Source organism: Tumebacillus permanentifrigoris, from assembly GCF_003148565.1.
Taxonomy (GTDB): Bacteria; Bacillota; Bacilli; order Tumebacillales; family Tumebacillaceae; genus Tumebacillus; species Tumebacillus permanentifrigoris.
Window position 1 is genome coordinate 44,997 of the sequence record NZ_QGGL01000013.1, and the last position, 20,808, is coordinate 65,804.

At 55.7% G+C, this 20,808-nt stretch carries 17 protein-coding genes and 1 pseudogene; 7 read left to right on the forward strand and 11 right to left on the reverse strand.

Features of this window, described 5'->3' with window-relative positions; genetic code table 11:
• Positions 1 to 38: 38 nt before the first annotated feature.
• The 7 genes from C7459_RS15000 to C7459_RS15030 all read right to left on the reverse strand — a co-directional run bounded on the left by C7459_RS15000 (position 39) and on the right by C7459_RS15030 (position 6,560).
• On the reverse strand, positions 39 to 746 hold the full coding sequence (locus C7459_RS15000) for a DNA alkylation repair protein (protein ID WP_109690120.1): 708 nt from the start codon (positions 744 to 746) through the stop codon (positions 39 to 41).
• Between the two features lie 185 nt (positions 747 to 931).
• The gene (locus tag C7459_RS15005) at positions 932 to 1,141 is read right to left on the reverse strand and encodes a helix-turn-helix domain-containing protein (RefSeq protein ID WP_109690121.1); all 210 of its coding nucleotides are present in this window, start codon (positions 1,139 to 1,141) and stop codon (positions 932 to 934) included.
• 10 nt (positions 1,142 to 1,151) lie between these two features.
• Positions 1,152 to 1,631, reverse strand: coding sequence for a DUF2975 domain-containing protein (locus tag C7459_RS15010; protein ID WP_109690122.1), 480 nt, complete (start codon positions 1,629 to 1,631; stop codon positions 1,152 to 1,154).
• Positions 1,632 to 2,063: 432 nt separating this feature from the next.
• Positions 2,064 to 2,726, reverse strand: a complete 663-nt coding sequence (locus C7459_RS15015; protein WP_109690123.1) for a Type 1 glutamine amidotransferase-like domain-containing protein — start codon at positions 2,724 to 2,726, stop codon at positions 2,064 to 2,066.
• Positions 2,727 to 3,120: 394 nt separating this feature from the next.
• Positions 3,121 to 3,573 carry a VOC family protein gene (locus tag C7459_RS15020; protein ID WP_109690124.1) on the reverse strand — a complete coding sequence of 151 codons (453 nt, stop codon included), beginning with the start codon at positions 3,571 to 3,573 and terminating at the stop codon, positions 3,121 to 3,123.
• Positions 3,574 to 3,901: 328 nt separating this feature from the next.
• Positions 3,902 to 5,293, reverse strand: a complete 1,392-nt coding sequence (gene fumC / locus C7459_RS15025; protein WP_109690125.1) for a class II fumarate hydratase — start codon at positions 5,291 to 5,293, stop codon at positions 3,902 to 3,904.
• 91 nt (positions 5,294 to 5,384) lie between these two features.
• The gene (locus tag C7459_RS15030; protein WP_109690126.1) at positions 5,385 to 6,560 is read right to left on the reverse strand and encodes a class I SAM-dependent methyltransferase; all 1,176 of its coding nucleotides are present in this window, start codon (positions 6,558 to 6,560) and stop codon (positions 5,385 to 5,387) included.
• Positions 6,561 to 6,735: 175 nt separating this feature from the next.
• Between C7459_RS15030 and C7459_RS15035 the strand changes: the two genes are divergently transcribed.
• Both C7459_RS15035 and C7459_RS15040 read left to right on the forward strand, forming a co-directional pair.
• Entirely contained in the window at positions 6,736 to 8,385 is a 1,650-nt protein-coding gene (locus tag C7459_RS15035; protein WP_146201014.1) for an MDR family MFS transporter, read from the forward strand.
• Between the two features lie 94 nt (positions 8,386 to 8,479).
• Positions 8,480 to 9,052, forward strand: coding sequence for a TetR/AcrR family transcriptional regulator (locus C7459_RS15040; protein ID WP_245884570.1), 573 nt, complete (start codon positions 8,480 to 8,482; stop codon positions 9,050 to 9,052).
• Between the two features lie 47 nt (positions 9,053 to 9,099).
• On the opposite strand, the gene C7459_RS15045 is transcribed toward C7459_RS15040, so the two are convergent.
• From C7459_RS15045 to C7459_RS15055, 3 genes and pseudogenes are all read right to left on the reverse strand, one after another.
• Positions 9,100 to 9,654 (reverse strand): GNAT family N-acetyltransferase, encoded by a 555-nt coding sequence (locus C7459_RS15045; RefSeq protein WP_109690128.1) that lies wholly within the window; start codon positions 9,652 to 9,654, stop codon positions 9,100 to 9,102.
• 36 nt (positions 9,655 to 9,690) lie between these two features.
• Positions 9,691 to 9,807 (reverse strand): annotated as a pseudogene (locus C7459_RS15050) (DUF2087 domain-containing protein); the annotation flags it as partial.
• Between the two features lie 86 nt (positions 9,808 to 9,893).
• A complete protein-coding gene (locus C7459_RS15055) occupies positions 9,894 to 11,534 on the reverse strand; it encodes an S-layer homology domain-containing protein (RefSeq protein ID WP_109690129.1) in 1,641 nt (546 codons plus the stop codon).
• 117 nt (positions 11,535 to 11,651) lie between these two features.
• Between C7459_RS15055 and C7459_RS15060 the strand changes: the two genes are divergently transcribed.
• From C7459_RS15060 to C7459_RS15080, 5 genes are all read left to right on the forward strand, one after another.
• Complete coding sequence (locus C7459_RS15060) at positions 11,652 to 12,326, forward strand: 5-formyltetrahydrofolate cyclo-ligase (protein WP_109690130.1); 675 nt, start codon at positions 11,652 to 11,654, stop codon at positions 12,324 to 12,326.
• A 197-nt stretch (positions 12,327 to 12,523) separates the two neighbouring features.
• Complete coding sequence (locus tag C7459_RS15065) at positions 12,524 to 16,141, forward strand: IucA/IucC family protein (RefSeq protein WP_170119484.1); 3,618 nt, start codon at positions 12,524 to 12,526, stop codon at positions 16,139 to 16,141.
• Positions 16,138 to 17,937 carry an IucA/IucC family protein gene (locus C7459_RS15070; RefSeq protein ID WP_109690132.1) on the forward strand — a complete coding sequence of 600 codons (1,800 nt, stop codon included), beginning with the start codon at positions 16,138 to 16,140 and terminating at the stop codon, positions 17,935 to 17,937. Before C7459_RS15065 ends, C7459_RS15070 begins: the two co-directional genes overlap by 4 nt.
• Before the next feature lie 4 nt (positions 17,938 to 17,941).
• Positions 17,942 to 18,730, forward strand: a complete 789-nt coding sequence (locus C7459_RS15075; protein ID WP_109690133.1) for an HpcH/HpaI aldolase family protein — start codon at positions 17,942 to 17,944, stop codon at positions 18,728 to 18,730.
• Positions 18,730 to 19,932, forward strand: coding sequence for a type III PLP-dependent enzyme (locus C7459_RS15080; RefSeq protein WP_109690134.1), 1,203 nt, complete (start codon positions 18,730 to 18,732; stop codon positions 19,930 to 19,932). The genes C7459_RS15075 and C7459_RS15080 overlap by 1 nt, the downstream gene beginning before the upstream one ends.
• Before the next feature lie 57 nt (positions 19,933 to 19,989).
• On the opposite strand, the gene C7459_RS23690 is transcribed toward C7459_RS15080, so the two are convergent.
• The gene (locus C7459_RS23690) at positions 19,990 to 20,799 is read right to left on the reverse strand and encodes an ABC transporter ATP-binding protein (RefSeq protein ID WP_211320403.1); all 810 of its coding nucleotides are present in this window, start codon (positions 20,797 to 20,799) and stop codon (positions 19,990 to 19,992) included.
• Between the last annotated feature and the right edge of the window lie 9 nt (positions 20,800 to 20,808).

Here is a 20,808-nt window from a genome sequence, read left to right on the forward strand (position 1 = left end):
GGGGTCTGCTTTTTCATGTATTGGTTCATCGCAATAGTTTAACACCTTACATTTTTGCGTTTGAAACCCAGTCGCCCTTTATCTACTGCATTTTGAATAACTTCGGAAGCGAGTAGGAAACTGCTTTTTTTCTTGTCCCGTTTGACTTCTACTGGGCCAACTGCCTTTGCGGTCTCGACCGCCTTATCATGGAGCGGCAAATAGGAGACGCCCACTGTGTAAATAAAATTATTCATAGCGTATTTCGTTCGTTCGGGAGAATCATGAATCGTACTTTCCACAATTTCCAGCATAGTGGCAAGTTTGCTTTCGTCAAATTCACTGTCCGGGCGATTACCCAAAAGCCAGCAGTAACAATTCCAGCCCGCAGACATTCTCAGTTCTTCGCCGCTTGCGATCCATGTATCGGCAACTTCTTGTGCAATATCTGTTTCTGCCAAAGTTACTGCAACTACAAAATCGGACAGCATATAAAAATAAGCCGCATCCATCCAACGCTCGAAATCCGCTACAGTCATTGCTTTTGGGTCTGCGATTATTCCGGCAAAGTACATGGCGTCGTAGTTCCCTGTGCTGTAAAGCTGCTCAGCCAAAGGTTGGTTGTATTTAATTTTCTTGGCGAGGGGCTTCATTTCTCCTGTAGCCACGCCAAAAAGCGGTTCGTGAGCGCCATTGGATATGTAAATTTTCTTAGTTCGTTCCTTGCCTAGAGCTTCGAGCTCCTGCATAACCATTTCTAAATCCATTGAAAAACACTTCCTTTTTTAGCGTTATCATACCTGATTCTGTCCACCATTCTACCACATCCTGACACAGGGTCGGGGGGTTATTCAAAGCCCACCTCCACCTTGTGTTTGATCGGAAGGTGCGGATCATGATTGGATCTCCACCAGATGTGAAAAGACACCATTCTCAATAAATGGTGTCTTTGTCACTCTTCAATTTTGTACTCTAAAATATCCCCGGGCTGGCATTCTAATGCTTTGCAAATGGCCTCTAAGGTTGAAAGCCTAATTGCTTTTGCCTTTCCATTTTTCAATATAGAAAGGTTAGCCATTGTGATTCCAACCCTCTCCGAAAGTTCGGTTACGCTCATTTTCCTTTTCGCCAGCATCACATCAATATGGATAAGTATTGCCATGTTATTCACCTCAGACCGTTAAATCATTTTCTGATTTTATATCTATGGCATGTTTTACTAGCTTTTGAAGAACAGCAGCAAAGACTGCAATCACAAGTGCGGCAAAAATCACCCCATATCCGATGGGCATGATAATTGGCGGGTCGACCCGCTTCGCCATGAGGTAAAACAGTGGCATGTTGAGTACATACAAAATACTGATTGCAGTGGCACAGTATTTTATATTCTTTAAGGATTTTAAAGACAATTCCGAGAAAGACTTGTTTTGATCAATATGGACTAGTAGTTTAAAGGTTTGATACAAAGCAATGTAAAACGGTATCGCCGCTGCATACAACCCGATCCTAAGAAGATCGTGTAGATAAGCTGTCTCAGGATATAATTCTGCCATAAAATTTGAGATGGCAGGTACAAAAAATATACACAAAGCAAGAACAGGAATACCCATAAGAATAACAGCTACCTTTAAAAAAAGTGTTTCACGTTTCATACCAAGCACCTCCATCAGTTATTCGCACTTTGATACTAACACAGTGATTTATCGTTTTGCAATAAATAATTATCGTATTTCCGGCGTCCTCATCAAATCACGCCCCCATCCACCACCCCAAAACAAAGAAGCATCAAAGACATTAAACTCGTCTTCGATGCTTCTTTGTTCCCAATATATGTGCTACTTGTGGTACGGTTCACCGTTTCGCTCTAAGTGGGAAAGGAGCCAGCAAACAGCTGGCTCCCTACCAAGATCAGAGAGATTGCCAGTACTGTTCTGCCCCAACGAGGACGAAGTAACCGTATGTCAATCGGTGTAATAGCACACAGACTACCGCTTCGCAAAAAAGCCTCCTGTTTGGGAAAGGACAGGAGGCTTACTTCGATGCATTTTCGAAGCAATAGTTGCATTGCTAGCAGCATAGTAAGATCATGGCGTAAACAGTTTCCAATGCCCTTCGGATACAACTTCGACCACTCCATCGATCACTTTGATGGCGGTTTGATCATCAATTGCATACGCCGGTCCCGGCATCCCGGCTGCCCATCTCTCCGCATGAGCCATCGTGTTTTCCGGCAGCATCTCGTGATCCAGATGCGGGAACATGGCAAAGTCGACCAGACCCAGCGTTTCATCTCCACCGTTGGGTGGAGTCCAGCCAACGAAGTCTTCCCCGATGTTAGGTGCCATCACCATGCTCCCAGCACTCAATCCCACATAGACTGCACGCAGCGACGGCAAGAGGTCTGCCAGTCCGGACTGCCGCATCCAGTAACTCAGATACAACGGGTCACCGCCATTTACGAGTAGAACGTCAGTCTCCTTGACCATAGGAACCCAAAGCTCTTGATCGATGCTGGGCAAAGCGGTGAGCTCCAGCAGCCCCAGGGACTTCCAGCCCAGCTCACACATCGGTGTTGTGGCTGTTCCATTGAGGAACCTCCAAGCCTTGTCTGCACCACCAGGACTTGCGTAGATCGCAGTGGGTATGCAGAGGGCGCTACACTCGGCAATCGGTTTGTCCAGCATGTCAACCAACGCGTCATGTATGCTTTTGTTTTTGATGCCTGCAGATGTAAGTAGAAGTTTCATAATCTAGCTCCTCTTCTTTGTGTGCTTCTGACGTTGCATTCTTCATCAATAAGTTACCAAATAAATAATACCAGATCGTGCAACAACTGATCAATTCAAATGAGTCTAGAGGAGAAACGAGATCCCCCCCTATGGGTAGTGCATATGAGGACCACCCTTTATTCCCAGTGATCTTGCTACAACGTCGCAACACAAGCTCGAATGGTATACGTGGCGAGGTCTCTCCTTCATTTCACACTCATTTAGGATAAGGCTCAGCGTAACGGAGCTATGTGCCGCGGTACATAAAAGCCAACCTTTTAGATCGATCCAAGGTTATGATTAAGCCATAAATTATGTGCAAAAAGGCCGTCGAAGTACTCGACGACCAGATAGTCGGTGATTTTTTCCGTTTCTATTTATTACCCAGTTGTTCCGCCAAACCGATTAGAAGTCCTTCGGTTCCACGAATGTAGCAGAGCCGATACGAGTCCTCGTACTGAACCACTTCGCCAACGAGCTGAGCACCATATTTAGTGAGTCTGGATACCATTTCGTCAAGGTCTTCAACGGTGAACATTACGCGTAGATAACCGAGAGCGTTTACAGGAGCAGTCCGGTGATCTGAACTAGTAGCTGGGTTGAGAAATCGCGAAAGTTCAAGTCGGCTGTAGCCATCTGGGGTAACCATCATAGCAATCTCTACGCACTGAGAACCCAGTCCGGTTACGCGACCAGCCCATTCACCTTCGACAGTGGCTCGCCCTTCGAGCTTCAAGCCAATCTCCTCGAAGAAAGAGATTGCGTCATCAAGGGACTCTACAACGATGCCGACATTGTCCATTCTTAGTAATTTGTTTTCTGCCATAGTTTTATCTCCTTATGTGTACCTCATATTCAAGTTTGGCTGAAGTAAGTTGCGCATATCGTTTGTACGATCACGATGCCCCAACACCTTAATCGACCAGAGGGAGTGGCCATGACGTGGTTAGGTGGTGCGAATGTGTCCGGTTGATTCTGCTTCCTTGCATCTAAATATAACTCCATTCGAATCCTTCCTCATGCTCATCATACCACTATTCTGGGAAATATCGGGCTGTATTCTAGTTTCGCCGTTACTAATATGATAAGGCTCACCGTACTGAACCCAAAACACCAGAGCCATACGTCACTCTCTACTCACTCAACCCAACCCCTCACTCCCTCCCAATCATCCTCTCCGCCTTCACATACTCATCAAACTGCGCCTCCGTCAGTAGCCCGCTTCTAAGAGCGGCCTCCTTCAGCGTAATCCCTTCCTTATGCGCCATCTTCGCGATCTTCGCCGCATTTTCATAGCCGATGTGTGGGTTCAACGCGGTCACTAGCATCAGCGAATTATGTAGATTATGCTCGATCTTCTCCAGATTCGGCTCAATCCCAACAGCACAGTTATCATTAAAGGCTTGCATAGAATCCCCCAGCAACCGCACCGATTGCAGGAAATTATACACGATTACCGGCTTAAAAACATTCAACTCAAAATTCCCCTGACTCGCGGCAAACCCGATCGTCGCATCGTTGCCCATCACCTGCGTGACGACCATCGTCAACGCCTCACTCTGCGTGGGATTGACCTTGCCCGGCATGATCGAACTGCCTGGCTCGTTCTCGGGGATCGTGATCTCACCGATTCCGCTGCGTGGGCCGCTGGCGAGCCAACGGACGTCATTGGCGATCTTCATCAGATCGGCAGCGAGCGCTTTGAGCGCACCATGCGCAAATACCACTTGGTCATGGCTGGTCAGCGCATGAAACTTATTCGCCGCCGACGTGAAGGGCTTTTGCAAAAAAGCGCTGATCTCCGCCGCCGCAGCCTCGCCAAACCCGGTCGGTGCATTGAGCCCTGTTCCAACAGCCGTCCCGCCGATGGCAAGTTCGCGCATCGTGTCGACACTGACCCGAATCATCTGCTCACTTTTCTCCAACATATGATGCCACCCACTGATCTCCTGACCCAATGTCAAAGGGGTCGCATCTTGCAGATGAGTACGGCCGATTTTGATGATCTGCGCGAACCGCTCCACTTTTTCCCCGAAGGTCGCTTTCAGTGTGGTGAGCGCAGGCAAGAGGTGGTCCTCTACCGCCAACACCCCGGCGATGTGGAGCGCGGTGGGGAAGGTATCATTGGAACTCTGCGACATGTTGACATCATCGTTCGGATGGAGACGAACTGCACTCCCAGCCTGCTCCAACAGTTGATTGCCCCGATTGGCGATCACTTCGTTGACGTTCATGTTCGACTGGGTGCCACTGCCGGTCTGCCAGACGACGAGCGGGAAGTGGTCATCCCACTGGCCGGCGAGAATTTCGTCAGCGACGCGGACGATCACGTCCGCTTTTTCCGGGCCCAGTTTCCCGAGCTTGCGATTGGTGAGCGCAGTACAGCGCTTTAAAATAGCAAAGGCGCGGATCACATCAATCGGCATCCGCTCCGTCCCAATCGGGAAATTCTCACGACTGCGTTGCGTTTGCGCGCCCCAGAGTTTGTCGGCAGGGACTTTGATCTCGCCAAAAGAATCGTGCTCTACGCGATAGTGATCGTCCATCATCAACCTCCTGAAAAATGAAAAACACCCGAGGCATCGGGTGTTTTTGCATATTATGTTGTTCTCTCTAGTATACGCACGCAACAGCGCCTTAAAACACCAACCCCAGCCGATCGGCCAACGCCTTCTCCAGATAGGGTTCGATCTGCAGAAACTGTTTGAACTCCCGATAACTCTGCACCAACTTCTCGCGCTCTGCTGCGGTGCTCTTGCTCTTCACCGCCCGGATCAGCAGATTTTTCGGGGTGTGTTCCATGTCGATGAACTCGAGGATCTGCGTCTTGTACCCGACGAGATCGAGCAGGTGCGCGCGCACGGAGTCGGTGGCCAGCGCGGAGAATCGTTCCTTGATGATCCCGTGGGAGAGCATCGGGGAGAGCGTTTCATTCGCCACTTGCGAAAACAACTCATGCTGGCAGCAGGGAACTGAGAGGATCACGTCGGCGCCCCAGCGCACGGCTTTTTCCAACGCGGCATCAGTTGCGGTGTCACAGGCGTGCAGCGTGACCACCATGTCCACATGCTCCAAGTCATTGTACTCCGCGATGTCCCCGACGAGGAAGCGCAACTGCTCATAGCCAAATCGCGCACACAGCGTGTTGCAATGCGCGATCACATCCTCCTTCAAATCCAAGCCGATCACGTTCAAGTTCAGGCCGCGAATCTCCTTGAGGTAATGATACAGGGCAAACGTCAGGTACGACTTGCCACAGCCGAAGTCCACGATGTTCAGCGTCCGCTCCTGACTCAGATGCGGCACGACATCCTCGATCATCTCCAAAAAGCGATTGATCTGCCGGAACTTGTCGTAACGCTTCGCCACGACTTTGCCCTCGGGCGTCATCACGCCCAATTCCACCAAAAAAGGAATCGGCGTGCCCTCCTCCAGCAGATACTGTTTCTTGCGGTTGTGCGTGAGTTCGACCTTGGTGCGGGTGGCTTGCTTTTTCAGGATCGAGACCTTGAACTTTTTGGAGATCAGGATCTGGTAGTCGGCGTCCTGCGTATGTAACAACCCTTGCTTGAACGTCTCTTCGAACAACCGCAGGATCGCGGACTGGGCTTCCTCGGGCGTCAGATTCTCATGCTGGACTTTTTGACTATAATAGTAGCTGAACTGATAGTGCAGCTCCTCCTTCAAGCGAACCGGCTTGATATCGACTTTGGAAAAGCCCGTCGGGTCTTTTTTGCGCACGTTGTTCAGCGTTGCTTGTGTCATTGTCCCTGCGCCGATCTGGTCGGCGATGAGGGCTTGTAGGTTTTCCATCGAGTAAACAGCTCCTTCCCTCTCCTCTAGAGTACCCTTTTCGCCCAATTTGGCACAAGTGATTGACACTGACTTGTGGGTCATTCTATAATGAACCTAACGACTGACCCGTCAGTCACCGCATCATCAGCGCTGACAACGCCATCATACGTATAGAAACTAGGGGTGAAATTTCATGGCAGAAGTAACAAGCCAAGCCGGACAATTGGACTTGGAAGCGAAGGGCGGCAAGCGCAGACTGGTCATCATCGGTCTGTTGCTCGGACTCTTTTTCTCGTCGTTGGACCAGACGGTCGTCGGGACCGCGATGCCGACGATCATCGGCCAACTAGGTCACATCGAATTGCTGACTTGGATCACAACCGCGTACCTGTTGACGTCCACATCGGTCGTACCGATCGCCGGGAAACTGGCTGACGTATTCGGACGCCGCTCACTATATCTGATCGGGATGGTCGTCTTCATCATCGGTTCCGCACTGTGCGGGGCGGCTGACTCGATGATTCAGCTCACGATCTACCGCGGGATTCAAGGGATCGGCGGCGGGATGTTGATGCCGCTGGCGATGACGATCATCGGGGACATCACGACCGGTGAAAGCCGTGCGAAGTTCCAAGGGATGTTCATGGCCGTATTTGGCCTCTCCTCCGTACTCGGCCCGCAACTCGGCGGCTGGATCGTCGACTACTGGTCTTGGAACTGGATTTTCTACATCAACCTGCCGTTTGGCGTCTTGGCAACGATCTTCATCTGGATCGGTCTCGGCAACTCGTTTGAGAAGAAAAAAGTCGTGATCGACTATGCCGGGATCGTCACGATGATCATCGCGATCGTCTCGCTGTTGCTCGCCCTGTCCTTGGGTGGCAAGGATTATGGCTGGACCTCGTGGCAGATCATCGCGCTGTTCATCTCGTTCGTCGTGTTCTCGCTGGTATTCCTCTATGTGGAATCGCGTGCAAAAGACCCGATTTTGCCCCTGTACCTGTTCAAAAACCGCATCTTCACGATCGTCATCCTGATCGGTTTCCTGATGTCGCTGGGCATGTTCGGCGCCCTGACGTTCTCGCCGCTGCTGATGCAAGGGGTAGTCGGGATGTCCGCAACCAAGGCCGCTTCTGTCATGACCCCGATGATGTTCGGGATGATCGCAACCTCGATTCTCGGTTCGCGTCTCCTGCTCAAAGTCGGCCTCCGTCCGATGCTGATCGGCGGGATGGGGATCATGGTCATCGGGTTCCTGCTGTTCTCGCAACTGGGCCTCGATACCACGCAATTGAGCGCATCTATGGTCATGATCGTGCTCGGCCTCGGGATGGGGATGATCATGCCGTCGCTGGGGATCGCCGTCCAAGAAGCGTTCCCGATGGAAATTCGCGGAACGGTCACTTCGTCGACCACGTTCTTCCGCTCGATTGGCGGTACGGTCGGGATCGCGCTGCTCGGCGCAGTGTTCAACCACCGCTCGGTCGCTGACATCGGCAACCAACTCGACCCGGTTCTGAGCCAGATGGGTCCGAACTCGGAAAAACTGCTCGACATGGCGCACAACAACCCGCAAGGTCTGTACTCCTCGCTGTTGTCGCCCGACTTCTTGCAAGCACTTCCGAAGCCGGTCGCGGAGATGTTCAACACGTCGGTGACCCCGATTCTGAAGGACTCGCTGCTCGACTCGCTGCATGCGCTGTACCATGTCTCGATCTGGTTCTGCGTCGCAGGTCTGGTCGTCGCGCTGTTCACTGGCAAAGTGAAGTTCTCCGGCAACCCGCGTGGAGCAGGTGGCAAAAAAGACGCCGCTTCGTCCGCACAACCAGCTGCGCAAGAATAAGCACGTCCAACTACAACCAGGCGCAGGAAGCAGGAATCGGCTTCCTGCGCCTGATTGATAGTACGTACAGAAGGGGGGGAGTCACTTGGAAGGCATGGACAAGCGCGAAACCATCCTGCAAGCTGCATCCCGTGCATTTGCTACGAAGGGATTCCATGACTCCAAAGTGGAGGAGATCGCGTCCGTAGCCGGAGTTGCCAAGGGTACGGTGTACCTCTATTTCAAGGATAAAAGCACCCTGCTCTACGAGGTTCTCCATTATACACGTGAAAAGTACAAGCACGGTCTAGAAGAAGAGACCGAACGATACACAACGGCGTATGACAAGCTCTTGGGTTACACCCGCTTTCATCTGGCGCAGTTTCCGAATATGGTCAAGCTGCATAAATTGAACATGGAACAACTGACCAAATTCCACAATGATCCAAGTTCTCGCCGGCGCATGAAGGACGAGCAGGAGGGCATGATGGATTTCCTGACGCAAATCGTCCAACTCGGCATGGACAGCGGTGAGTTCCGCACGGTCAACGCCCGTGATGCGGCCTTGCTCTGCTGGGGTGCCATGCATGCCAACGTACACTGGGCGATGGTCAACGAAGTGGAGGAGATCGACTCAGATCGGGCCGAGGGGATCGTCAACTTGATTCTGAGTGGGATCGGGAAGTAACTCATATGAAAAAAGAACCGGACGTGAGGGAGCGGCCGGTTCTTTTTTTATCTCACCCAGTCCTCCTGCGTGATCGCGTAAATATTATGATCTTCCCACTGGCCGTTGATCTGCAAGTAGTACTTCGAGAGCCCTTCAAATCGAAAGCCGACCTTCTCCACCACGCGCACAGAGCCTAGATTCCACGGCATCACCGCCGCTTGGACGCGGTGGAGTCCTCCGTCGGTCAGCGCAAAATCAACGGCGAGCGCCACCGCCTCGGTCATCAGCCCTTGGCCGTTGTGGGCTTGGTCGAGAAAGTAGCCGATCGTGCAATTTTTCCACGCGCCGTAGACGATGTTGCTCAACGACACCCGCCCGATCAACTCCCCACTTTCCTGCAAAAACACCCCAAATGAATACCCCGTCTGGTCGCGCCAATGCCGCACATCATCGCGGATGCGCTCTTGGTAATCGGCCAGCGTCATCACCAATTTTTGTTGCAACGGTTCAAAGGGTGTGAAAAACGCTTGGTTGCGCGTCCGCAACTCATAGAGCGCTCGTGCGTACTCCGACTTCATCGGACGGAGGGAGACTCGCTTGCCGTCTCGTTGCAATTTCATCCCGGGTTGCCTCCTCACACCTGCTGTCACAGGTCGTTACTCAGACTTCGCCCACATCTCCTGCGGGTTCAGCTCATACAGCCCTTGCTCGCGGTACATATAATGATTGGCGATAAACTCGCGGCGGATCGTCGCGCAGTCTTCGTGGTACTTTGTTTCCGCAAAAAAGCAAAGAGCCGACCTCGCAGATCGGCTCTTTTCATCATATCAAAATCCCCTGTGCTTGGACAGAAGTGTGCTCAGACGCCCAAGTACTTCACGAGAATTTGCGCCGCCTCCGCACGAGTGAGCGTGCTGGACGGGTAGATGTACCCGTTGGACCCATTCAGCCACCCATAGTATTGCAGCCACGCGACATGCGGTTTCGCCCACGTCGGCACCGCGTTGTAATCGGCAAATGGCGGCTGGTAACTCCCGACGATCTCCGCGGTCACCCCGAGGTGCCGCCCGATGATCGCAGCCGCCTCGGCGCGTGTGATCGTGTCACTTGGGCGGAAGTAACGCTTGCCGTTGCGGACATCGCCCGTGATCATGCCGCTTTCTGCGAGCGCGTTGATCGGGGCATACGACCACATCCCCGTCGAGACATCGGCAAACGGATTGGCAAATCCGGTGGCGGCCCGCAAGCCCAGCGTCGTCGCGATGATCTTGGCAAATTCCTCGCGGGTGACCGCTCGATCCGGTTCATAGACCCCGTTGCCAACCCCGCTGACGATGCGCAGGTCGCTCATCAATTCGACTGCCCGATGCATCCACGCGTTGTGCGGGACATCGCGGAAATTGTCCAGCCGATCGACCTGAATCAATTTCTCATCCCCGCCCATGTTTTCGGAAAATGGCCCTTTGGCCATCATCGCAAAGGTATGAATGCCGTCTCGCAACCCGCTCGTATCGACGGTGGTGTTGGGGAGCGCGGAAGTGGACGCACTCTCGTTGTTGAGTTCGCGTTGCATCTGGTTGTCCAGGTAGAATTGAACGGAGCGCACGCGATAATCGGTATCGTACCGCTCTACAAGCGGGAGAAATGGGTCGGTGTGCACCTCGTAGTCGCTCATGTTCAACCGGATCGCCGGGACGTAGTTTTTCTCCGCCACGATCAATTCGGGGGCGGTCAGGGTCAGTTGGTACTCGATGTCCTGCGCTTCGGAGCGTTGCTTCACATCCATGAGGATGTCATAATACCCCGCTTCCGGCAGGGTCACGGTCTGGGTCAGGGTGAGGAAGTCTTGGTTGGGGTCGCCGCTGAAAATGGGCTGGCTGACGACTTGGCCTGTCTCCGCACGGGTCAATCGCGCATAGACGACCCCTCCGTTGCGCAACGACTCCAATTTCATTTCAAGCGGACCTGCTTGCGCGTAAAAACGGAACCTGCGGATCTCCGGCGAGAAGTTGTGCGGTGGGTGTACGACGAGTATCACCGATTGTGTAAAGGGCTGGTCATCTGTGTGGAAGGTGACTTTCAAGTCATTGGCGAGGAAATGACCGTTGGTATCATGTTCACCGTTGGCACCACCAGGGATGGTGATGGTATAGGTTTCATTTTTTTTCAAAGGACCTGTGGGCGTGAGTATCGTGTCGTACCAAGAGCTCGGATGGTACGGGTAGACGCTGACCGGAGCCGAGTTGCCAAGGCTGTCGGTGACGGTGGCGGCGCGCAGGACGGGTTGCCCGTCGAAGCGCAGGATCAGGCGCTCAAAGTTGCGCGGCACGGTATCGCCCTCGGCAAAGGTGTGCTCATATCCGGTGATCGGCTCTTGCCACGCGATCCCGGTGTACACCAAGTTCGCGGTGGCGGCAGCGGTTGTTGGCGCGGTGGGCCAAACCAACGGGACGAGCAACGTCAGGCAGAGCAGAGTCGAGAAACGCTTGCAAAATCGCATACTCGTTCACCCCTTTGATTTCATGTCCTAGAGCGTAGTCTTAGATTTCCAAGGGAGATTCAAGCAGGGTAAATCGTTCCATGCTATCATGGGAAAAACACGGAGGAGGAGACCGTCATGAACCCGTTGGACAAAAAAGCGCTTCGCCGCCGGCTGCTTGAAGCGCGTCAGGCACTCCCGGCGCAAAAAAGGGCCGAGCAGGACCAGCAGATCCTCGCACACCTGACCGCCCTCCCCGAACTCCAAGCCGCTCGCACGGTGCTGGTCTACCTCGACTTCAAAGCCGAAGTCAGCTCCCACGGCTTGATCGAGTGGGCGCTTGCACAGGGCAAGACCGTCTGCGCTCCGGTGACATTCGTCGAGGAACGCCGCATGATACCAGTCAGGTTGCGGGCGGCGGATGATGTCGTGAGCGGGGCTTATGGGATTCGCGAACCGAGGCTAGGAGCCAGCCTCCGTGTTGAGCAACAGGATTCGGGGTCGAACAACGCATCTCCTCATACCTTGGCAACTGTGAATGACCCTGCTGACCGATCCGTAGATCGAGATATCGTCGCACTCGATGACATCGATGCCGTGATCCTCCCCGGTGTAGGGTTTGACCGAGCAGGGGGTCGACTCGGATATGGGGGCGGCTATTATGACCGCTTCCTGCCGCGATTGCGCCCCGCTGTCACCAAGATCGCCGTCGCCTACGAGCTGCAAATGCTTGCTGAAGTCCCGTCGGAGCACCATGATTCACGGGTCGACACGGTCGTGACGGAAGCTGCTGTGTATCGAGTCGATTCCTAGAAAAAGCCTGCTGCATTGCGCTTTTCCCCCAAAAGAAGCTGTCTGGATCATCCAGACAGCTTCTTTTATTCGGAAAGTAGGATTGACATGAGAACCGTTATCAGTGATAATTCGAATAAATGAGAATGATAATCAATCGCATTTTAAGGTGTGATGTGAACGAGTTGCAGGGCAGTACAGCGAAGGGGAGTGAAATGATGGAGAGCGTAGATACAGCACGAAACCATGACTTGCAACAAAGAGCGAATGAGATCGTGCTACGCGATTTGGTAAATGCGTTGCTACAGGAGCAATGGTTGGGAATCTTGGGGCGCGGCCAACTGGTCGCGAGATTACCAGACGATTTCGCAGACCGTGTGCGAGGGATTGAGTTCCAACTGACGGGTGCGGAGCAGTACTTTTTGCTTGACTTGGGTGGAGGTGGCACGTTGGTGATGCGCCTGCGTCCGCAGCGCTTTTTACAGCCTGTGAAGCTGGACCGTCTGCCGGTGCTCTGGGTGCAGGCAGACGCGGTGCAACCACTCGATCCCGTCCGTTTTCTGCAAAAGTTGGCGGAACTCGCCAACGAGCAGGAGCGGGCCGTGGTACTCCCGAACTTGGCGGAATTTTTGCAAGAGCTGCAAGACTCTGTGACGCACACGGCTCTGTCGTTGGAAGCGGGGGCGCGTTTTGCCCAGAACGGGGTCGGCAACCTCTTGCAGATGGAGCAACTGTCCGCGTTGCGCGACCGTCCGTTTCATCCGACAGCACGGGCCAAGCGCGGGTTTTCCCCTGCGGAGTACCGCGCCTATAGCTCGGAATTTGGCAACGCCTTCGATCTCGTGTGGCTGGCGTTGCGCCGGGACTATCTGAAACAAGGCAATCGAGCTCCAGCGGAGATCGCGGACCTCGTGCTCAACGAGCAGGAAAACCAACACCTGCAAGCCGCGATGGCAAAAAAGGGCCTCTCCTCCGCGGCCTACCTCGCGATTCCCGTGCATCCGTGGCAGATGGAACACCTCCTCCCGCAGGTCTATGCGGAGGAATTTGCGCAGGGCATCCTCGTCCATCTCGACACCTGTGTCGGTCGCTACACCGCAACCTCCTCGCTGCGTGCGTTGTCGCGTGTGGAAGGCGGGGCGTCACACGTCAAAGTTCCGATCGGCATCTACTCACTCGCCGCCTTGCGGATCTTGCCGTTGCGCTATCTGCACAACGCCGAGCAAGCGCAAGGCGTGCTACAGCGAGTGATCGACGCTGATCGCTTCCTGAAAAGTCGCCTCCAGCTATGCGAGGAAAGCAAGTGGTGGGGATTCCACGACCCGGACGGCGATCTGTTCGCGGACAAACCGGGACATCTAGCATGCTTGATTCGGCAATATCCACAGGATTTGTTGGCTGATGAAGAGTTGGACCTGCTCTCGATGTCTGCGCTGGCCGTCCTCGACCAGCAGGGGAGGATGCCTGCCTTTGACAACGTGCTGGTGGCACGCGGCGACCTCACAGCGGGAGCCGCCCTACACCTGTTCCGTGAGATTGCTGAGTTTTTCATCGCTACGGTGGCCGGGTGTTTCCGCTACGGCATGATGCCAGAAGTGCACGGGCAGAACGTGATGCTGACGTTCCGCGCAGGCCATGTCGAAGGCATGTTGTTGCGCGACCACGACACGATCCGCCTGTACATGCCGTGGTTGGAGCGCGAAGGGTTCCAAGATCCAGGCTACGTGGTGAAGCAGGGCACGCCGAACAGCTTGATCAACCCAACACCTGAAGCGCTGCTGTCCTATTTCCAGACGTTGGGCCTGCAAGTGAATCTCTACGCGATCGCCGATGCGGTTGCTCAAGCGTATGGCGTGGAGGAGGCGCAGTTGTGGGAGGCGATGCGTGATGCGGTGGAAGCCTGCCTGCGGGGACAAGCGCCCGCCGATGTGCGAGCGGTCTTGCAACAGACCCTTTTGCAAAACGCGACGTGGCCGACGCGCACCTTGATCGCCCCACTCTTGCAACGCAGCGGCTCCGGTGGTGGGAGCATGCCCGCAGGTGTCGGCGTGACGGCGAATCCGCTGTTGGAGGTGGGGAATCCAAGCGAGGAGCGCGCGAGGCGAGCACGTGACTGGGCGGAGCAAGCGGCGGTCGAGCGCCTGTTGAATGCTTACCTGCGCGAGACGCAGACAGGGCAGTATGAGGCATCGAGCGAGTCAGGTTTTCGCATCCACCTGCCCACAACCAAGGTGGCACTGCGAGGACAATTTGCCTATTGGTCGCCAGTTGGACACCATCGCTACGAGCCGCTGTTCGGGGTGGAACACGCGGATGGCACATACCTGCGCGTGCGCAGTGCACTCGAACTGGCAGATCTGCTCCTGCACGAGCTGGCGGCGGGAGATGAGTACAATGTTCGCGGTTGGCAACGCGGCCAAACCATGCGTTCCAACCTCATCAATTCGATTGAAAAAACGACCCTGTACCTGACACATCGAGAAGCGCAAAGCTCACCGCACACCTCGCTGTTGTCCCTTCCACGTCTTGAGCGGCTCGCGGCGGCGGAACAATCCCTGCTCTTTGGTCACCCCTTCCATCCAACACCGAAAAGTTCGGAAGGGTTCTCGCAGGAGGACTTGCACGCATATGCACCGGAGCTGGGGGCGACGTTTCAACTGCACTATTTCGCCGTTGCACCGGATGTGGTGCGCGAGGCGTTTTTGCAAAATGCCGACGGGGCGGTCATCCCTTCCGCCGTGCAACAAGCAGCGCGAGAACGTCTCCTCCCCGCTCAATCTGCCTACCCACTCTTGCCTTGTCACCCTTGGCAGGCGAAGTACCTGCTGGGTCTCGCGGAAGTTCGCGACCTGATCGACCAAGGGGTGCTCGTCAACTTGGGCGCGCTCGGGAATCCTGTGTACCCGACGTCGTCGGTACGCACCGTCTGGGACCCGCACCACGGGTACTTTTTCAAACTGCCGCTGAACGTGCGGATCACGCACTTCGTCCGCGTGAACCCGCTCGAACAACTGGAGCGCACGCTGGATGCCAGTCGCGTGCTGAAACAGATCGCGCCACAGATCCCCGTTCCCGAGTTCTGCATCTTGCAGGAAGTCGGGTATCGGACACTGCGGTTGGAGCACACCGCACCAGATGTGCAGGACGATCTCGCCGCGAGTTTCGGTGTGATCTTCCGCACGGCGATCGCGCAACACCCGGTTGGAGAGGACGCGCCGCTGGTGGTCGCCAGTCTGCTGGAACAGCACCCGTGGGCGGACGTACCGCCCTTGCTTGAAGCGGTGCATACAGCGGCACGATCCCAAGGTGTGGCATCTGACGCCGATTTTTTGAAAAAATGGCTCGGTCGCTACCTCGACCTTTCACTCGTTCCGCTGATGTGGTTGTATACACGATTTGGCATCAGCATCGAAGCACATGTGCAGAACTCGATGGTCGCTTTTGACAAAGGCTGGCCTGCGCAGTTTTGCGTGCGCGACTTGGAAGGGGTCAGCATCGCCCGCTCACAGGCACAGCGATTGGCGATCCCGCCGCAGAGCCCGGTGCTGTTCGCGGAAGCAGAGGCCTGGGAACGCTTGCAATACTACTTTTTCGTCAACCATCTCGGGCACTTGATCCACACGCTCGGGTACCACGGCGGTGTGGACGAACTCGAGCTGTGGAAAGTTGTGGCGGAGAAGTTGGAGGTGGGTCAGCCGTCTACAAAAGCGCTGTTGGAAACCGCCACCCTGCCTGCCAAGGCAAATTTGACCAGCTGCTTTCAAAATAGAGGGGAGACGCCGTCCTACGTGAAGGTCGTCAATCCACTCGCGAACTGTGGGGTGTTGTTGAAATGAAGCAGCCAGTAGCCGCGCTACAATCTGCACAATACGTGGAAGTGCGTCGCCGAATTTTTCGCCAGCTGGTGGAATCGTTGATCTACGAAGGGTTGTTGCCAGCACAACAGATCCAGATCGAGGGCGAGCCGGGCTTTGTCATCGAGGGTCGTTCGGAGCGTTGTGAGGTGGTCACATACTCAGCACGCGGGCAACGCAAGTTGACTTTTGGCCGCATTCGGTTGAATCGGTACGCGCCGATCCTGAGGCAGACGGGGGGCGAGATCGCGGAGGCGGATTCGCTGGCGCAGTTCTTGCTCGACGTGCGTCAGGCGCTCGGTGCGGACGCATCGCGACTGACTCAGTTCATCCATGAACTTGAGCAGACACACCTGAAAGACACGCTGGCTCAGCACTACCGCCACCAAGCGGGCCTCGCGCAGTACGGCAGTGCCTACGATGAATGGGAAGGGGATGTGATGGACGGTCACCCCTACCATCCGAGCTACAAGTCGCGCATCGGGTTCGACTATGCGGACAATTACAGGTACGGGCCAGAATTCAAGCCGGAGCTGTATCCGATCTGGGTAGCCGCAGACAAGGAATTCGCGCACCTCGCCATCTCGGAACGGCTGGAGTACAGCGAGTTCCTGCGACAAGAACTGGGGGAAGAGACGATCCGTGCCTTCGCGGATGTTGTGCGGACTGCGGGGAAAAACCCGGAGGACTTTGTCCTCCTGCCCGTACACTCGTGGCAGTGGCAACGGCACATCGTGACCGCCTGTATGGACGATCTGCGGGAGAAGCGCTTGATTCGCGTCGGTCGCTCTCCCGATGCCTTCCGTCCGCAACAGTCGATTCGCACGCTGGCGAACGCCAGTCAGCCCGACCGCTCCTACCTGAAACTTGCGATGAGTCTCATCAATACGTCGACCGGTCGCACACTCGCGCCGCATACGGTGCAAAACGCCCCGCTCGTTACGGATTGGTTGCAGCGGCTGGCGGCAGACGACGCTTTTTTCCGTGACGAACTGCGCACGGTCCTGCTCGGAGAAGTGATGGGCATCTCCTACGACCCGCCGCCACGCGCCGAGTTGCTCCAAGCGAAAACCGCCGGCATCCTCGGGTGCATCTGGCGGGAAAGCCTGCACCCCCACCTCGAAGCGGGGGAGGAAGCCGTGCCCTATAACGCGCTGACTTCGCTGGACGTGAACGGTCGCCCGATAATTGAACTGTGGGTGCAGAAATTCGGTGCAATCCCTTGGTTGCGGCAGTTGTTTGCAGTCAGCGTCCTGCCACTGGCACACTTCCTGTACGCGCACGGGATCGCTTTGGAGACGCACGCGCAGAATGCCGTCCTGCTCCATGAACAGGGCCGTCCGACGCGCATCGCTTTGAAGGACTTCCACGATGGGATTCGCTTCTGCCGATCATTCCTCACCCAGCCGGAGCTATGCCCACCGCTGCATCGCACGCCGGACGCGCATGCGCGGGTCAATGCGAACTCATTTGTCGAGACGGATGAGCTGGGACTGGTGCGCGACTTCATGCATGATGCCTTTTTCTTCATTAACATCGGTGAGCTGGCCCTGTTGATGGACGAATTCTACGGCGTGGAGGAGGCGGCGTTCTGGGCGCTGGTGCGCGACGTTTTGGAGCAGTACCAACAGCGCTTCCCCGAATTGCGAGAGCGCTTCGAGCTGTTCGACCTGTTCGCGCCTACGATTGAAGTCGAGCAACTGACCAAGCGCCGGCTGTACCCAGACACCGAATTGCGGATGCATGCGGTGCCCAACCCGCTCAGACGGGGAGTGTGACGAGATGTTGCGCGAGAACGCCTTGAAAAAGCGATTGCAGCTCGGTGAGACTGTATTCGGCCTGTTCTGCTCGATCCCGCACCCGACGCTGGTGGAGATGATCGCGGCGGCTGCGTATGACTTCGTAATCATCGACACGGAGCACGTGCTGATCAACCCGGAGACCCTAGAACACATGCTGCGTGCCGCCGACGCGTCAGGCATCACGGCGCTGGTCCGTGTACCAGATGCCGCCCCGAACACCATTTTGCGAGTCCTCGACGCCGGCGCACATGGTGTGGTCATCCCGCATGTGCGGACGGGAGCGGAGGCGGAAGCAGCCGTGCGAGCGAGCCGATACCACCCACGAGGGATGCGCAGTTTAAACGGCGGTCGCCCCGCCGATTTTGCAAAAGTAGACCTGCCCAGCTATCTCGACTATGCGAATGAGCAGATCATGGTCGTCCCGATGATCGAAAACCGCGAAGGCGTGGAGAACATCGCAGAGATCTCCGCTGTGCCCGGCATCGACATGATCCTCGAAGGGGCGGCCGACCTCTCCCAATCCTACGGCGTGCCGTGGCAAACCCGCTCTGACATCGTACAAAACGCACTGGCACAAGTGGCAGAGATCACCCAAAAACGCGGTGTTCCGTACTGCGCGATCCCGCGAGCGGCAGAAGATCTGGTGACATGGCAGGGGCGAGGCGTGCGCGCATTCGTTTTGGGTGAGGAGCGCGGGACTGCGTTTCGCGCCCTGCGTGCCCACCTCCACACCTTCCGCACGCAAGTTGCACAGGAGGAGACGACGTGATGAAAAAAGTGACCGCCTACATCCGCTCACGAAAAGCGGCGGAACCAGAGCCTTTTTGTGCGCATCTCTATGATTTGCAGAGCATCCAAGCCCATGTTGCCGATCGCGTGGCGACACTGCCAGCACCCTGCCGACTTTTTTACGCGATCAAAGCGAACTCGGACTTGCCGATTCTCCAAGCCCTGCTCCCGCACGTTCACGGTTTCGAAGTGGCATCGCTTGGCGAAGTCCGCAAAGTCCGCGCTGTCTCGCAGGAGGTGCCGATCTTGTTCGGCGGCCCAGGCAAGACGGATGAGGAGATCCACGGGGCGATCGAGCACCGCGTGACCCTGTTGCACGTCGAGAGTCTGCACGAACTGCGCCGCGCCGCCTACATCGCGGAACAACGCGGCGTCACCCTGCCGATCCTGTTGCGCGTCAACTTGCGAGGCCCGTTGCCCAGCGCCACGCTGGCGATGGCAGGTCGCCCGACGCAGTTCGGGATCGACGAGGCGAGAATTCCGGAAGCGATACAGCTTGCGCAGAGCTTGCCAGCGCTCGATCTGCAAGGCTTCCATCTGCATTCGTTGTCCAACAACTTGGATGCCACCGCACATGTCGAACTGGTGGCCTATTACTGTCGACGGGTGCGGGAATGGGCGGAGGCATACGGCGTACACGTCCGCTATCTGAACGCAGGGGGCGGCATCGGCGTGAACTATGCTGCGTTGGACGAGCAGTTTGACTGGGGCTCCTTCGTAGGCGCACTAGGCCCGATGCTGGAGCGTGAGGCGCTGCCCGACATGACCGTGTTCTTCGAGTGTGGTCGCTACCTGACCGCGCACGGCGGTTGGTATGCTGTCGAAGTGCTGGACATCAAGCAGAACCACGGCAAAACCTATGCGATCGTGCGCGGTGGCACGCATCAGTTCCGACTGCCCGTCTCTTGGCAGCATAGCCATCCGTTTCAGGTGCTGTCGATGGAGCGCTGGGACTACCCGTTTGCGCGAACGGAGATCACCGACACTCCGATCACCGTGGTCGGGCAGCTCTGTACGCCCAAGGACGTGCTGGCCACAGACATCACCGTCCCGCGCTTGCGGATTGGCGACGTGATCGTGTTTCAATATACAGGTGCGTATGGCTGGGCGATCTCTCATCATGACTTCCTCAGTCACCCGCATGCCGACTTGGTGTACTTGGACGGCACGGAGGAGCTATAAAAAAAAACCATCGGCACACGACCGATGGTTTTTTCCTCGCGTCTTCTCGTCCTCTCCTCAAACCAAGACCTTCTCCACAACTCGAACTTTCCGGCTGTAGGGCACGCACAAAGGTGTGCCGTAGAGCGGGTCACGAATGATCTGCGACTCCAAGTTGAACACCTCGCGGACCAGCTCCGTTGTGATGATCTCCTCTGGCGGGCCTTCTGCATAGACGCTCCCGTCTTTTACCGCGACGATATTTTGCGCGTACCGACAGGCCAGATTCAGATCGTGCAAGACCATGACAATCGTGCGGCCCTCGCGTTCGTTGAGATCGTGCAGGATGTCGAGGACTTCAATTTGGTGCGTGAGGTCCAAGTAGGTCGTCGGCTCGTCGAGCAACAGAATGTCCGTGCGCTGAGCGAGCGCCATCGCAATCCAAGCCCGCTGCCGTTGACCGCCAGACAGGGAATCGACCGACAGATGAGCCAACTCCGTGATCTGCGTGGCATCCATCGCCTCGTTCACGATCTGTTCATCCTCTGCCGACCACTGTTGCAACCAATTTTGGTACGGGTAGCGACCTTGCTTGACCAATTGGAGGACGGTCAAGCCTTCAGGTGCGACGGGGCCCTGTGGCAAGATCGCGAGGTGTTTGGCGACCTGCTTGGTCGAAACGCTCTGGATCGAAGCACCATCGAGCAACACCTGCCCGGACTTGGGCGGAAGCAAGCGCGCCATCGATCGGAGCAAGGTCGACTTTCCACATCCGTTGCTGCCGATCAGCACTGTGATGCGACCACTGGGGATCGAGAGGTTCAAGGAGTCGAGGATCAATTTCGTTCCGTAGGCAAGCGACAGGTCTTGTGTTTCTAACTGGCTCATCGTCATCAG

Excerpts from the sequence above, each read along its gene's own strand:
- C7459_RS15005 (WP_109690121.1), bottom strand. The coding sequence starts at position 1,141 with ATGGCAATACTTATCCATATTGATGTGATGCTGGCGAAAAGGAAAATG.
- C7459_RS15070 (WP_109690132.1), top strand. The coding sequence starts at position 16,138 with ATGAAGCAGCCAGTAGCCGCGCTACAATCTGCACAATACGTGGAAGTG.
- C7459_RS15010 (WP_109690122.1), bottom strand. The coding sequence starts at position 1,631 with ATGAAACGTGAAACACTTTTTTTAAAGGTAGCTGTTATTCTTATGGGT.
- C7459_RS15065 (WP_170119484.1), top strand. The coding sequence starts at position 12,524 with ATGGAGAGCGTAGATACAGCACGAAACCATGACTTGCAACAAAGAGCG.
- C7459_RS15035 (WP_146201014.1), top strand. The coding sequence starts at position 6,736 with ATGGCAGAAGTAACAAGCCAAGCCGGACAATTGGACTTGGAAGCGAAG.
- C7459_RS15060 (WP_109690130.1), top strand. The coding sequence starts at position 11,652 with ATGAACCCGTTGGACAAAAAAGCGCTTCGCCGCCGGCTGCTTGAAGCG.
- C7459_RS15020 (WP_109690124.1), bottom strand. The coding sequence starts at position 3,573 with ATGGCAGAAAACAAATTACTAAGAATGGACAATGTCGGCATCGTTGTA.
- C7459_RS15055 (WP_109690129.1), bottom strand. The coding sequence starts at position 11,534 with ATGCGATTTTGCAAGCGTTTCTCGACTCTGCTCTGCCTGACGTTGCTC.
- C7459_RS15080 (WP_109690134.1), top strand. The coding sequence starts at position 18,730 with ATGAAAAAAGTGACCGCCTACATCCGCTCACGAAAAGCGGCGGAACCA.
- C7459_RS15030 (WP_109690126.1), bottom strand. The coding sequence starts at position 6,560 with ATGGAAAACCTACAAGCCCTCATCGCCGACCAGATCGGCGCAGGGACA.
- C7459_RS15040 (WP_245884570.1), top strand. The coding sequence starts at position 8,480 with ATGGACAAGCGCGAAACCATCCTGCAAGCTGCATCCCGTGCATTTGCT.
- C7459_RS23690 (WP_211320403.1), bottom strand. The coding sequence starts at position 20,799 with ATGAGCCAGTTAGAAACACAAGACCTGTCGCTTGCCTACGGAACGAAA.
- C7459_RS15075 (WP_109690133.1), top strand. The coding sequence starts at position 17,942 with ATGTTGCGCGAGAACGCCTTGAAAAAGCGATTGCAGCTCGGTGAGACT.
- C7459_RS15000 (WP_109690120.1), bottom strand. The coding sequence starts at position 746 with ATGGATTTAGAAATGGTTATGCAGGAGCTCGAAGCTCTAGGCAAGGAA.
- C7459_RS15015 (WP_109690123.1), bottom strand. The coding sequence starts at position 2,726 with ATGAAACTTCTACTTACATCTGCAGGCATCAAAAACAAAAGCATACAT.
- C7459_RS15045 (WP_109690128.1), bottom strand. The coding sequence starts at position 9,654 with ATGAAATTGCAACGAGACGGCAAGCGAGTCTCCCTCCGTCCGATGAAG.
- fumC (WP_109690125.1), bottom strand. The coding sequence starts at position 5,293 with ATGGACGATCACTATCGCGTAGAGCACGATTCTTTTGGCGAGATCAAA.